This window comes from Tardiphaga sp. 37S4, from assembly GCF_021044645.1.
In the GTDB taxonomy this organism is placed as follows: Bacteria; Pseudomonadota; Alphaproteobacteria; order Rhizobiales; family Xanthobacteraceae; genus Tardiphaga; species Tardiphaga robiniae.
This window is the reverse complement of record NZ_CP088008.1, coordinates 84,655-97,682: the sequence shown is the minus strand read 5'-3', so window position 1 is coordinate 97,682 and position 13,028 is coordinate 84,655. Positions and strand designations below refer to the sequence as shown.

Annotated in this window: 11 protein-coding genes and 1 tRNA gene; 3 read left to right on the top strand and 9 right to left on the bottom strand. The window is 61.0% G+C overall.

The window, feature by feature from the left end; all coding sequences use genetic code 11:
• Positions 1-37: 37 nt before the first annotated feature.
• The 6 genes from LPB73_RS00480 to LPB73_RS00455 form a co-directional block, all read right to left on the bottom strand.
• On the bottom strand, positions 38-2,041 hold the full coding sequence (locus LPB73_RS00480; protein ID WP_231079169.1) for a HAMP domain-containing methyl-accepting chemotaxis protein: 2,004 nt from the start codon (positions 2,039-2,041) through the stop codon (positions 38-40).
• 88 nt (positions 2,042-2,129) lie between these two features.
• A complete protein-coding gene (locus tag LPB73_RS00475) occupies positions 2,130-4,160 on the bottom strand; it encodes a methyl-accepting chemotaxis protein (protein WP_231079167.1) in 2,031 nt (676 codons plus the stop codon).
• Between the two features lie 304 nt (positions 4,161-4,464).
• Positions 4,465-5,196, bottom strand: a complete 732-nt coding sequence (locus tag LPB73_RS00470; protein WP_231081024.1) for an amino acid ABC transporter ATP-binding protein — start codon at positions 5,194-5,196, stop codon at positions 4,465-4,467.
• A 51-nt stretch (positions 5,197-5,247) separates the two neighbouring features.
• Positions 5,248-5,940 carry an amino acid ABC transporter permease gene (locus LPB73_RS00465; RefSeq protein ID WP_068728918.1) on the bottom strand — a complete coding sequence of 231 codons (693 nt, stop codon included), beginning with the start codon at positions 5,938-5,940 and terminating at the stop codon, positions 5,248-5,250.
• Between the two features lie 3 nt (positions 5,941-5,943).
• Positions 5,944-6,675: an amino acid ABC transporter permease gene (locus tag LPB73_RS00460; RefSeq protein ID WP_068728920.1), complete on the bottom strand. Its 732-nt coding sequence runs from the start codon at positions 6,673-6,675 to the stop codon at positions 5,944-5,946.
• A 248-nt stretch (positions 6,676-6,923) separates the two neighbouring features.
• Entirely contained in the window at positions 6,924-7,841 is a 918-nt protein-coding gene (locus LPB73_RS00455) for an amino acid ABC transporter substrate-binding protein (RefSeq protein WP_093757187.1), read from the bottom strand.
• A 161-nt stretch (positions 7,842-8,002) separates the two neighbouring features.
• Here LPB73_RS00455 and LPB73_RS00450 point away from each other — a divergent pair, with 161 nt between their 5' ends.
• Complete coding sequence (locus tag LPB73_RS00450) at positions 8,003-9,421, top strand: DHA2 family efflux MFS transporter permease subunit (RefSeq protein WP_231079165.1); 1,419 nt, start codon at positions 8,003-8,005, stop codon at positions 9,419-9,421.
• Here LPB73_RS00450 and LPB73_RS00445 read toward each other — a convergent pair.
• The 3 genes from LPB73_RS00445 to cpdR form a co-directional block, all read right to left on the bottom strand.
• Positions 9,381-10,202, bottom strand: coding sequence for a gamma-glutamyl-gamma-aminobutyrate hydrolase family protein (locus LPB73_RS00445; protein WP_120287183.1), 822 nt, complete (start codon positions 10,200-10,202; stop codon positions 9,381-9,383). The genes LPB73_RS00450 and LPB73_RS00445 overlap by 41 nt on opposite strands.
• Positions 10,203-10,374: 172 nt before the next feature.
• Positions 10,375-10,449, bottom strand: a tRNA-Val gene (locus LPB73_RS00440).
• A 128-nt stretch (positions 10,450-10,577) separates the two neighbouring features.
• Positions 10,578-10,937 carry a cell cycle two-component system response regulator CpdR gene (cpdR, locus tag LPB73_RS00435; protein WP_015669438.1) on the bottom strand — a complete coding sequence of 120 codons (360 nt, stop codon included), beginning with the start codon at positions 10,935-10,937 and terminating at the stop codon, positions 10,578-10,580.
• Between the two features lie 292 nt (positions 10,938-11,229).
• Between cpdR and LPB73_RS00430 the strand changes: the two genes are divergently transcribed.
• Together LPB73_RS00430 and LPB73_RS00425 are read left to right on the top strand one after the other, a co-directional pair.
• Complete coding sequence (locus LPB73_RS00430; RefSeq protein WP_120287184.1) at positions 11,230-12,117, top strand: N-formylglutamate amidohydrolase; 888 nt, start codon at positions 11,230-11,232, stop codon at positions 12,115-12,117.
• A gap of 226 nt (positions 12,118-12,343) precedes the next feature.
• A complete protein-coding gene (locus LPB73_RS00425; RefSeq protein WP_175367776.1) occupies positions 12,344-12,508 on the top strand; it encodes a Flp family type IVb pilin in 165 nt (54 codons plus the stop codon).
• Positions 12,509-13,028: the final 520 nt, after the last annotated feature.

The following is a 13,028-nucleotide window of genomic DNA, read 5'->3' as shown; positions in this document are numbered from 1 at the left end:
CGTCGGGCGAACGCGCGTGATCGTGTGACGTTTTGTCCTATGCCGCGCGAACGGAGTCTAGAAACTTACCGACTTCGCGCTTCAACCGCGCGCTTTCGCCGGACAGTGATTGCGCAGCGGACAGGACTTGCGACGACGCTGAACCCGTGTTGCTCGCGCCGCGCTGCACATCCAGAATGTTCGAGCTCACCTGCATCGTGCCTTGCGCCGCCTGTTGAACGTTGCGCGAAATTTCCTGCGTCGCTGCGCCCTGCTGCTCGACGGCAGATGCGATGGTCGACGCGATCTCCGACATGCGGCCGATAGTGTCGCCTATTTCCTTGATGGCGCCGACCGACTCTTCAGTCGCAGCCTGGATGCCGGAGATCTGGTGACTGATGTCGCCGGTTGCCCTGGCCGTCTGTTCGGCGAGCGCCTTCACTTCCGATGCAACGACCGCGAAGCCGCGACCGGCATCGCCGGCGCGCGCCGCTTCAATCGTGGCATTGAGCGCCAGCAGATTGGTCTGGCCGGCAATCGTGTTGATCAGCTCGACAACATCTCCGATCCGCGCGGCCGCCTTGGCAAGCTCAGCCACGCGATCATTGGTCTTGCGGGCCTGTGCCACCGCGGAGTTGGCGATATTGGCCGACTCCTGAACCTGACGGCTGATCTCGTTGACCGAAGACGACATCTCCTCGGTGGATGACGCCACCGCCTGCACATTGGTCGAGGCTTCGTCGGAGGCCGCGGCCACCATGGCGGTGAGCTGGCGAGATTGCTCGGCGGTCGCAGTCAGTCCGCCCGCCGATTCTTCGAGCTGGCTCGAAGCCGATGACACGTTCTCGACGATGCTGCCGACAGCGCCCTCGAAATCGTCCGCGAGACGAATCATGTCCCGGCGGCGCTGAATCGCTGCCTGCTGGTCCTGCGTCAGCTTGGCTTCGGCCTCGGCGCGTGCCTTCTCCTCGGCCCGTACCTTGAAGGTCTCGACTGCGCGTGCCATGTCGCCGACCTCGTCCTTGCGGGCGAGACCCGGCAACACCACGCTGAAATCCCCGTCGGCGAGCCGCTTCATGCCAGCCGTCAGGCCCGACAGAGGGCCAATAATGCCGCGCGCGATCAGGAAGGCAATCGCTAGACCGACCACAGTGGCGACGCCGGCCACGATCTGCTGCAGCATGCTCGTCGTCGACATGCGGTTGCTGGTTGCGGCGACGGTTTGCGACTGAACCTGCTGGATGTCGGATTTGATGGTCTCGACCTTCCCGATCGCTTTCACGACAGTCGGGCTGATCGCCTTGTTGAAGATGCCGTCTGCTGTCTGCAGGCTGGCGGCAGCCTTCTCGAACTGGGCGGCGTAGCTCTTCAGGTTGCTGCGGATGGTGCCGAACAACGCGCTGAGCGTCGGCGGCATCTGCATCTTTTCCATTTCGCCAATCTGCTGCTCCGCGATGCGGACGTGATCCTTGAAAGATTCGATATGTTTCTCATCGCGGCTGACGAAGAAGCGCCAATTCGCAATCTGCACCATCAGCGTGTCGGATTCGAGCTTGGTCGAACCCTGGCCATACATGGTGTTGCGCGTGCTGATCACCAGCTTGCGTAGGCTAGATGACAGCTTGTCGCCGGCTTCCTGCAGCACTTCCCGTCCGGCGACCATCTGCTTGATGGCCTCGCCAAGCGCCTGGCGCTGCGCCTTCACGTCGGCAACGTCCTTCTCGATGGTGCGGTAGGCAGCGCGGCGCTCTTCCGAACGACTGGTCTTGATCACCGTGTCCAGGCTGGCTGTGACGCCGGCGAGACGCTTGTCGGCATCCGCAAGCGCCGCTTCATCCTGATCGAATGAATAGCGCAACACGGCACCGCGGATCGCGTGCAGTTCGGAGGCGATCTCCGAGGCGCGGATCGTGTTGGCCGAAAGGATATTCAGGGAGTCGACCTGTGTTCCAACTTCCGTCATCTGCCAGACGGCAAATCCCGAACTGGCGAGACCAAACAGAACCAGCGCGCCGAAACCGCCATAGAGGCGACCGCGGATACGGAGATTGAACAGCGACATCATTGGCTTCCTAGGTAGGACTTGATCTGGCTTCGGCGACGGGCGCCGTCTTCGTTGTGGCTTCCCCCATCATGGGAGAAGCATGAATTTATGCGGCCCGGACGGAGTCCAGGAACTTGCCGACTTCGAGCTTGAGCCGCGCGCTTTCGCCGGACAGCGACTGCGCCGCGGACAGCACTTGCGTCGAAGCCGATCCAGTCGCGCTGGCGCCGCGCTGTACGTCGGTGATGTTCGACGTGACCTGCATCGTGCCCTGCGCTGCCTGCTGAACATTGCGCGAGATTTCCTGGGTTGCCGCGCCCTGCTGCTCGACAGCAGAGGCGATGGTCGAGGCGATCTCGGACATGCGGCCGATGGTGTCACCGATCTCCTTGATAGCGCCGACGGATTCCTTGGTCGCCGCCTGGATGCCATTGATCTGGTGGCTGATGTCGCCCGTCGCCTTGGCGGTCTGTTCGGCGAGCGCCTTCACCTCGGACGCAACCACCGCAAAGCCGCGGCCCGCATCGCCGGCGCGCGCCGCTTCGATGGTGGCGTTGAGCGCCAGCAGGTTGGTCTGGCCGGCAATGGTATTGATGAGCTCGACGACATCGCCGATCCGGGCCGCTGCCTTGGCGAGCTCGGCCACACGCTCATTGGTCTTGCGCGCCTGCGCCACGGCCGAGTTGGCGATATTCGCCGACTCTTGCACCTGCCGGCTGATCTCGTTGACCGATGACGACATCTCTTCGGTCGATGACGCAACCGCCTGCACATTGGTGGATGCCTCGTCCGATGCAGCGACGACTGCAGCGGTCAGCTCCTTGGCCTGTTCGGCCGTTGCCGTCAGCGCGCCCGCGGACTCCTCGAGTCTGTTCGACGCGGAGGAGACATTGTCGACGATATTGCCGACAGCGCGTTCGAACGACCCGGCGAGCTCGACCATTTCGCGCTTGCGCGACGCCGCGGCCAGATTGTCCTGGTCGAGGCGCGCCGCAGCCTCATCGCGCGCCTTCTGTTCGGCGTTTGCACGAATGACCGTAACTGTCTTGGCGATATCGCCGATTTCGTCGCCGCGCTTGGCGCCGGGAATGACGACATCAAGATCGCCGGCCGCCATCTTGCCCATGGCGCCGTTCAGGCGCGTCATCGGCCGTGCGACGCCGACGAAAGAGAACACCATGGTGCAGATCAGCACCAGCACGACCGCGAGGCCGAGCGCGAGATTGACCTGGCCGGATCGTGCCATTTCCTCGGCGGCCTGCGCCCGGGCTTCTCCAACCGCAGCCTTGGCCGACGAGACCGATTGCGCGACCAGTTGAGATGCTGCCGCAGCGGCGGGCGTGATTTTGGTGCGGACGATATCGGTCTTCTGATCGTTACTGCCGATCGCTTCATCGGTGGCCGTCATGAACTTCTTCATGTCGGTGCCGAGCTGGATCAGGCCGCCCTGCACGAGCTCGCTGTCTTCGAACACGCTGGCCTTGGCCAGCGCATCGGTAAGGATCTTGGCCTTGGTGATGATCTGGCCCTTCTGCGTGACTTCATTCATCGACGCATAACGCCATGCGGCTGCCTGCACAGCGTTGATGGCATTGTCCGCGATCTTGAGCTGTCCATCGACTTCAGGCCAGTTCGTCGCCTCGGTCACGGCAGTGGTGAGGCGCAGCTGGTCGAGATGCCGGTTCCAGTCGATCACGGCGACGTTGCGGTTGCGATAGAGCTCGAGCAGTTTCTTCTGCAGACCGACGATCTCGTCGGCAGCGGCGAGATAGGTTGACGTCAGCGATTTAATCTTCGCGAAATTGTCCTTGTATTCCTGCCTGGTCGCCAGGGCGGACGCGGCATCGATGATGCGGTCCTGCGCAGCCTTGGCGGCCCTGATCTCGGCCGCGTTCTTGTCAATCTCGGGTGTCGTGATGGCCATACGCAGGCCTTGACTGGCCACCTGCATGGCGCGCATCTGGCCGTCGGCCTCCATCGCGCTATCGGCGATTTTCTGCTGCACATCGGCCAGACGGTTGACCTCCGAGATCGCGGTCTCGGTCCTCATCTGGTTCGCCACGACGCCCGCCGAGAGCAAGATGCCAACGAGACCGGCAAGACCCAATTTGTTGCCGACACTGTTGATCTTGATCATGCGATGCACTTTCCGGAGAAGGGCCAAGTCAGGACGCGCGCAAGCATGGCTCGCGCAGCCTCGGCTCGGGTCGTTGGAAGACGGTCAGAGAAGCATTGGGCAGAGGCTGAGAACGTGGCGTCGTGGAATTGTCCGTGAGGACAAAGACCCGATCGCTCCGGTGGAGTTCAATCAGCGGACCAACAGGCCCTCGCCCTCACGGTTGAAGGATACCACTCCATTTCTGACACATTCGTTAATTGCCCCGTCATGCAGCATTCAAGAATCTGCATAAACTTGAGGCACAAGCGCCACACTGCATGCGTCAGTGCGCGAGGATCTTCGACAGGAACTGCTGCGCCCGATCGCTGCGCGGATGGCCGAAGAAGTCTTCCTTCTGCGCGTCCTCGACGATCTCGCCGGCATCCATGAAGATGACGCGGTTGGCGACCTTCTTGGCGAAGCCCATTTCGTGGGTCACCACCATCATCGTCATGCCCTCCTTTGCGAGTTCGACCATGACGTCGAGCACTTCGTTGATCATTTCGGGATCGAGCGCCGAGGTCGGTTCGTCGAACAGCATGCAGATCGGATCCATCACCAGCGCGCGCGCAATGGCGACGCGCTGCTGCTGACCGCCGGAGAGCTGGCCGGGATATTTCTGCGCATGCGCCGTGAGGCCGACGCGTTCCAGCATCTTCATGGCTTTGGCCTTCGCCGCATCTTCGGAGCGGCCGAGCACGATGGTCTGGCCGAGACACAGGTTCTCGACGATCTTCAGATGCGGAAACAGTTCGAAGTGCTGGAACACCATGCCGACGCGCGAGCGCAGCTTCGGCAGGTCCTTCTTCATCGTCGTCACATTGAGCCCGTCCACCATGATGGTGCCCGCCTGCACGGGCTCCAGCGCATTTACGGTCTTGATCAGCGTCGACTTGCCTGATCCCGAGGGCCCGCAAACGACGACGACCTCGCCCTTCTCCACGGTCGTCGTGCAATTCTTCAGCACCTGGAACTGCGGATTGTACCACTTGCTGACTTTTTCGATGGTGATCATGGGCATGATGAGCGACCGATAGTTGGAGGCAAAGACTGAAAGCGAAAGTGGCTAGCGAATGATGCTGATGCGCTTCTGCAAGCGCTTCACAAAGAATGACGCGGTGAAGCAGATCAGGAAGTAGACCAGCGCCGCGAACAGATACATTTCGGTGAGACGACCGTCGCGCTGCGCAACCTTGGACGCGGCGCCCAGGAAATCCGTGATCGACAGCACGTAGACCAGCGATGTGTCCTGGAACAGCACGATGGTCTGCGTGAAGATCACCGGCAGCATGTTGCGGAACGCCTGCGGCAGCACGACATGGCGCATCACCTCGCGATAGTTGAGCCCGATGGCATAGCCGGCCATCACCTGCCCCCGCGGCACCGACTGGATACCGGCACGCATGATCTCCGAGAAGTAAGCAGCCTCGAACAGCGTGAAGGTCACGATAGTCGAGGCGTAGGCACCGACCTGCACGGGCTGATCGGAGCGGATGATCCACTGTCCGACATAGGGCATCAGGAAGTAGAACAGGAAGATCACCAGCACGAGCGGCAGCGAGCGCATCAGATTGACGTAACTCACCGCAAAACCCGACAGCACGGCACTGGACGACAGCCGCATCATCGCGATCAAGGTGCCGAGGATGAGCCCGAAGACCGTCGCAATTGCCGTCAGCGTGAGGGTGAACGCCATGCCCTGCTGAAACAGGTAGGGCAGGCTGCGCCAGATGACGTCGTAATCGAAATTGCTGAACATCGCTTATTTCCCCTCGTTGAAGCCGGGGATCGCCAGGCGCTTTTCGAGGATGCGCATTCCGATCGTCACGACGGCGCTGAGGACGAGGTAGATGGCGGCCGCAGCCGAGAAGGCCTCGAACACCTGGAACGAGAACTCCTGCATGGACCGCGCCCGTGCCGTCAGCTCAAGCACACCGATGGTGAGTGCGGGCGCCGTGTTCTTGATGGTGTTGAGAAATTCGGATGTCAGCGGCGGGAAGATGATGCGATAGGCCAGCGGAAGCAGGATGTAGCGATAGGTCTGCCAGGTGGTGAGGCCGATTGCCGTGCCGGCCATGCGCTGGCCCTTGGGCAGCGCATTGATGCCGGCGGTGATCTGCGCCGCGACGCGCGACGACATATAGAAGCCAAGCCCGAGCATCGCGGCAATGAACGGCCCGTTGCGCAGTTGCTTGATCCAGATGCCGAGATCGCCGGGCAAAAGTTCGGGAACGACGAAGAACCAGATGAACAGCTGCACCAGCAGCGGAATGTTGCGGAACATCTCGATATACGCATTGCCGACAAACACCGCCCAGCGCGCAGGCAGCGTCCGCATGATGCCGATCAGAGAGCCCATCACGAACGCGATGAACCAGGCGCAGAGTGCGAGCAGGATCGTGACCTGAAGGCCGCTCATCAGCGAGCCAAAATAGGTCCCCGTCGCATCAGGCGTCTGATCCCAGAAGATTCCCCAATTCCAGTTATAGTTCACGCATTCACCCCCACGCGCCGTCCACGCGAAAACCTGGCAACCTCAGGCAGAAACCCATGCAATGGCCGGGCCATTGCTTCTTCCCTCGCCCCGCCTGCGGGGAGAGGGTGGATCGAACGACCGAGAGTCGTTCGAGACGGGTGAGGGGGAGCCAGTGTTTTACTCGCTGCCTCCCCCTCACCCGTCTTACACGCGCTACGCGCATGTAAGACGACCTCTCCCCGCAAGCGGGGAGAGGTAAGCAAGAGTTAGTTGGCTGCGTAGGCGTCGGGATCAGGCGAATCCGACGGGCTGGCGAACGCCTTCTTCTGCTCGGCTCCCATCGGAACGTTCAGATTGAGGCCCTTGGGCGGAATCTTCTGCGTGAACCACTTGTCATAGATCTTGGCGCCTTCCGGGCTCTTGTAGAGCTCGGCAGTGGCCGCATCGACAACCTTCTTAAACGGCGCGTCGTCCTTGCGGAGCATGATGCCGTAGGGCTCAGCTTTCGAGAACGCGTCCTTGGAGATCACATAGGCGCTCGGATCGCGCGCACCGGCAGCAAGGCTGGCAAGCAGGATGTCATCCATCACGAAGGCCACAGCACGGTCGGTCTCGACCATCAGGAATGCTTCGGCGTGATCCTTGGCGGGAATGACGTTGATGCCGAGATTACGCGCGGCATTGGCTTCGGTAAGCTGCTTGATGTTGGTAGTGCCGGAGGTCGAGACCACCGACTTGCCCTTCAGATCGTCGATCTTGTCGAGCTTGGCGGCCTTCTTCGAGACGAAGCGGCTGGCCGTCAGGAAGTGCGTATTGGTGAACGCGACCTGCTTCTGGCGATCGGCATTGTTGGTAGTCGAGCCACATTCGAGGTCGACGGTGCCGTTGGCAATCAGCGGAATACGTGTCGCCGAGGTGACCGGATTGAGCTTCACCTCGATCTTGTCGTTCTTCAGCTCTTTCTTCACCGCATCGACGATCTTGTAGCAGATGTCCATGGCGAAGCCGACGGGCTTCTGGTTGTCATCGAGATAAGAAAACGGCACCGAGGAATCGCGGAAGCCGATGGTGATGGCGCCGGTGTCCTTGATCTTTTTGAGCGTGCCGGTGAGCTCCTGAGCGCCCGCCTGCGTCGTGCAGACCGCCGCGGCGATCATGGTCCCCAACAGATAAATTCGTTTCATAGTCCCTCTCCTCAACACAGTCCGATCTCACGCCGACGACTCTCTTACCGAGCGCCCCGGCACGACCGCCCGGGATGCTTGCACAATCGGGGCCAAAACGGAATTGCCCGATCGGAGGACAATGGTTTGTTCTGAGCTCCCGTTCCCCCTACAACCCGGTCATGAGTAACGCCTTGCATGCGCTTTGTGACGCAGGCGCCGCCGGCGCCACGGAAAAGATCGATGATATCAGCCATCCCGGCCTGGTGATCACCACCACGATTCTGGCCTCCAGCCTGGCCTTCATCGACGGATCGGTGGTGAATGTCGGACTTCCGGCCATTGCTGCGAGTTTTCAGGCCGATGCCGTCGACCTGCAATGGGTGATCAATGCCTATCTGCTGCCGCTCAGTGCACTTCTTTTGCTCGGCGGTGCAGCAGGCGACCGCTTCGGCCGCCGCAGGCTTCTGATCTGCGGAGTCGGCCTGTTCGCGCTGGCCTCGCTGGCCTGCGCTGTGGCGCCCAGCCTGCCTCTGCTGCTGGCCGCGCGTTTCCTTCAGGGCGTCAGCGCGGCGATGCTGATGCCGAACAGCCTGGCGATCCTCGGCCAGACGTTTTCCGGCGAAGCCAAGGGCCGCGCTATCGGCATCTGGGCTGCCAGCGGCGCTGCCGCCGGCGCGCTCGGCCCGGTGCTGGGCGGATGGCTGATCGACATCGGCAGCTGGCATCTCATCTTTCTCATCAATGTGCCGATCGCATTGGTGGCAATGGTGCTTGCCTGGCTAGGCATCCCCCGCGATCGACACGACAGCGACGAGCCGCTCGATAGTCTCGGCGCCATCCTCGCGACTGCGGGACTTGGCCTGACGACCTGGAGTCTGACCGAAGCTACGTCACATGATTGGACGGGTTTCACGCTTGGCGCGCTCGTCGCAGGACTCCTGCTGTTGCTCGTTTTCGTGTGGGTGGAAGGCCGCAAAGGCGAACGCGCGATGATGCCGCTCGCACTGTTCGGGTCGGCGAGCTTCGTCGGCCTGACGCTGCTGACATTCTTGTTGTACGGCGCACTCGGTGGGCTGTTCGTCTTGATGCCTTTTCTCCTGATCGAAGCCGCCGGCTACACGGCGACACAGGCCGGTGCCGCGCTGCTGCCCTTGCCGCTTGTCATCTCTTTGACATCACCGCTTGCTGGCTCGCTCGCAGCCAGAACCGGCCCGAGGATCATGCTGACGCTGGGACCGGTGATTGTGGCGATGGGTTTTCTGCTGGCGCTCCGAATCGGTCCCGACACCAGCTACTGGACCAGTGTCTTCCCCGCCATGGTCGTCATCGCCATCGGCATGGCCGGCGCTGTCGCACCTCTGACGACGGCCGTGCTGATGTCCGTCGATGCGCGTCACACCGGGTCTGCATCGGGCTTCAACAGCGCGGTCGCACGCACGGGCGGTCTTGTGGTCACGGCGCTGATCGGATCGGTTATGGCGGCAAAGGGGCCGGCGCTGATCAGCGCCTTTGCAGCAGCGACGGTCGCGGGTGCTGTGCTCTGTGTCGCAGCCGCGCTCAGCGCATTCCTGCTGATAGCGGCGCGGCCGCAGCCGTGAAGGCCCCACGCTGCCTGCGAGCGGCCACTGCCTCGCCGAAGGCCTGAAACAGCGTCCGGTTGATCGGGTTGATCTGCGGATCATATTCGGCGTGCCATTGCACACCGAGCGCGAAGCTCGGCGCATCGGCAATGCGGATGGCCTCGATGGTGCCGTCCTCGGCAATACCCTCGATCACCACTCGCTCGCCAGGGACATCGATGCCCTGACCATGCAGGGAATTGACCGTGATGGTCTCGCGCCCCAGCAGGCTGGCGAAGGTGCCGTTGCTGGTCAGATGCACGTCGTGGCGATCGGCAAATACGACGGCCGGATCGGGATGGATCTCGCCGCTCTCGAGCCGCGGCATGCGATGATTGATACGGCCGGGAATCTCGCGGATCTCGGGATGCAATGAACCGCCGAATGCGACGTTCATCTCTTGCAATCCGCGGCAGATACCGAAAATCGGGACTCCGCGCGCGACACAGGCTTCGATCATGGCCAGAGCCACCGCATCGCGGCCGTTGTCATAGGGCTCGTGACGGGCATGGGCTTCCATGCCGAACCGGGTCGGGTGGACATTGGCACGCGCGCCGGTGAGCAGAATGCCATCGACCAGATCGAGCACCTGACCGATATCGGTAATGTCGGGGGTGCCGGCAAACATCATCGGCAGGGCATTGGCCACTTCCGCGACCGCACGAAGGTTGTTTTCTCCGACCGCCTGGACGGAGAACCTGTTCTCAATGCGATACGCGTTGCCGATCACGCCGATTACCGGCCGGGTCTTCGTTGGCATCAGCTTCCGGTCGAAAAATCCTGGACCATTGAGCTATAGCCGAGTCACGGCGTGAACACGACTGGTTCCGAAATAAAACTGTCACTAATCGGAGCATTAGGGAAAGAAACGTCTCCCGGCGCCTGAAAAAGCGCCAATCCGGCAGTTTTCGAAAGTGTGAGGTGCGTTTGGATGGTGGGCGCGACAGGGATCGAACCTGTGACCCCTTCCATGTCAAGGAAGTGCTCTCCCGCTGAGCTACGCGCCCTAAGAACCGGTCGTTACGGGTGTGGGGTCTATAACGGGTCAAACCCGGACAAGCAAGGACGGCGGAGGGCCAATCCTTGCCTGATTTGCAGGAAATCCAAGAAAGAAATCCAGGAAAGCGGGCTGCCCTCAGGCCGCCAGCATCTTGTTCACTTCGCTGACCAATTCGCGCAGGTGGACCGGCTTGGACAGAACCTTGGCGTTTTTCGGCGCTTCCGAGTCGGAATTCAGCGCCACGGCGGCGAAACCGGTGATGAACATGATCTTGATGTCGGGATCGAGTTCGCTGGCGCGGCGCGCCAGTTCGATCCCGTCCATCTCCGGCATCACGATGTCCGTTAGAAGCATTTCAAAGGGTTCCTCGCGGAGTCTCTGATAGGCTGACATCCCGTTATCGTGGTGCGACACCTGAAAACCGGCGTTTTCCAACGCCTTCACCAGGAAGCGGCGCATGTCGTTGTCGTCTTCTGCGAGAAGGATTTTGTGCATGGCGGTTGGACGTCGAACCCGAATGAGAGGACCTGTTCGCCCACTAAGCCCGAGGTCTGGTAAATTTCGGGTGAAGGTGATCAGCGCAGACTGTGCATAAGCGTCTCAAGATGGTGCGCCAGAACGTCGTGAAACACAACAAATGAGCGCGTTTCTCGCGATCGCCGCGCCTGCGGAAGGTTTTTAACTTGGCAGACTTGTTTCGGTTATCGACAATGCAGCCTCACAAAGCGCCGGTTTTCTGCCAGACTGGGCAAACCGAAGAACGCGGCTGCAGGGACGATGCGCGACGATGACCCAGTTTGACGGTGAGCTGTCGCCTCCCTTCGAGATCGTCGAGCCGGCCAACTGGCGCGCCCCGATCATTTTCAATTCCCCGCATTCCGGCTCGGTCTATCCAGCGGAATTCCTCAGTGCGTCCCGCATTGACGTGACTGCGCTGCGCCGCTCGGAAGATTCGTTCATGGACGAATTGATCGCCGGATTGAGCGATCGCGGCTTCCCGGTGGTCCGGGTGCACTTCCCGCGCTCCTATGTGGACGTCAATCGCGAGCCCTATGAGCTCGATCCGCGGATGTTCAACGGCCGCCTGCCTAGTTTCGCCAATACCCGCTCGATGCGGGTGGCCGGCGGTCTTGGCACTATTCCCCGGGTGGTCGGCGACGGCCAGGAGATCTACCGCGAGCGGCTGGACGTCGATGACGCCCTCACCCGGATCGAGGCGTTGTACAAGCCGTACCATCGCGCCCTGCGCCGCCTGATCAACAAGGCGCACCAGACATTCGGCACGGTGATCCTGGTGGATTGCCACTCGATGCCCTCGATCGGAATTTCCCGCGAGGAGCCGCGCCGCCCGGACGTGGTCGTCGGCGACCGATATGGCACCAGCTGCGCCACTATCCTGGCCGAGGTGGTCGAAGACACATTCGGCGGCCTCGGCTATTCGCTGGGCCGTAACAAGCCCTATGCCGGCGGCTTCATTACCGAGCATTACGGCAACCCGGCCAGTGGGCTGCACGCCATCCAGATCGAGCTGAACCGGGCGATCTATATGGACGAACGCCGCCGTGAGCGAACCGCGCGCTTCGATCAGATTGCTGCCGATTTTACCGTCCTGGCCGATGCGCTGGCGAAGATCCCGCTGGACAGCCTCGGCCCGTTCCAGGCCGCCGCCGAATAGGCTGGGGCCGAACGGCTCGCCGGGTTCGAACCTTCGCTCAATCAGGTGGGGTATTTGGAACCGTGACCGCCGGGTCACGGCAGCGCTTATTTCGTGCGACAAATTGTCAATTTTCGCTGGATTTAGAGATGGGGCAGAGTTTTACCACCGGGATTAATGCAACTTTAGGTTATCCCCACCAGCGTGGTTCCGCGGATTGGAACCGCGTAAAATGGCAGGAGAGAACATGAAGAACATGATCAAGAAATTCTGGTCGGACGAATCGGGAGCGACTGCGATCGAATACGGGCTAATCGCCGCCGGCATCTCGCTGGCCATCATCGCCGTCGTCAACGGCCTCGGCACCAACCTCAACGGCAAGTTCACCGAGATCAACGGGTCGCTGAAGTAACCGCCACGACGTGGACACCGGCTTGAGGTTCTCAGCCGAATAAGTCTTGCTTGATGACTGACGTCGCAATGGGCCCGAGGCTGTCGGGGTGCCAGGCGACGAACAGGCCAGGCGACATAAAGACAATCGCCGGCAGCCACGTCGGCACGCCGTGATGCAAAACTCCTCCGACAAGAAAAAAGGACCGCTTGCGATAGCAAGCGGTCCAAGTCTAGGGAGGAAACGCCCAAGGAGGGCAGCGATAGCGCAAGCGCTACCGCACCGCAACAATATGCAGCCGCGACGCACCAAGTGCAAGAGTTTTCGGGCAAATTTCCATGCAAATTTCGCATGGTGATCGCACCATTCAGGCATAGGCGTCATAATTTCTACAAGCAAAATCAACGCGATATAGAAATGACAGTAGCTTTGACCTATTTAAGAAATGATCATATATTCATTTCATTGACCAATTTCTGATGCCGGACATCAGGAATCTTAGGGAAATCGCAATCCGATTCAGTGCTGTGGCTTAGGGGAA

Bases quoted from the DNA above. Each gene is read 5' to 3' on its own strand.
- LPB73_RS00480 (WP_231079169.1), bottom strand. From the start codon at position 2,041: ATGTCGCTGTTCAATCTCCGTATCCGCGGTCGCCTCTATGGCGGTTTC.
- LPB73_RS00475 (WP_231079167.1), bottom strand. From the start codon at position 4,160: ATGATCAAGATCAACAGTGTCGGCAACAAATTGGGTCTTGCCGGTCTC.
- LPB73_RS00470 (WP_231081024.1), bottom strand. From the start codon at position 5,196: ATGATCACCATCGAAAAAGTCAGCAAGTGGTACAATCCGCAGTTCCAG.
- LPB73_RS00465 (WP_068728918.1), bottom strand. From the start codon at position 5,940: ATGTTCAGCAATTTCGATTACGACGTCATCTGGCGCAGCCTGCCCTAC.
- LPB73_RS00455 (WP_093757187.1), bottom strand. From the start codon at position 7,841: ATGAAACGAATTTATCTGTTGGGGACCATGATCGCCGCGGCGGTCTGC.
- LPB73_RS00450 (WP_231079165.1), top strand. From the start codon at position 8,003: ATGAGTAACGCCTTGCATGCGCTTTGTGACGCAGGCGCCGCCGGCGCC.
- LPB73_RS00445 (WP_120287183.1), bottom strand. From the start codon at position 10,202: ATGCCAACGAAGACCCGGCCGGTAATCGGCGTGATCGGCAACGCGTAT.
- cpdR (WP_015669438.1), bottom strand. From the start codon at position 10,937: ATGCACAAAATCCTTCTCGCAGAAGACGACAACGACATGCGCCGCTTC.
- LPB73_RS00430 (WP_120287184.1), top strand. From the start codon at position 11,230: ATGACCCAGTTTGACGGTGAGCTGTCGCCTCCCTTCGAGATCGTCGAG.
- LPB73_RS00425 (WP_175367776.1), top strand. From the start codon at position 12,344: ATGAAGAACATGATCAAGAAATTCTGGTCGGACGAATCGGGAGCGACT.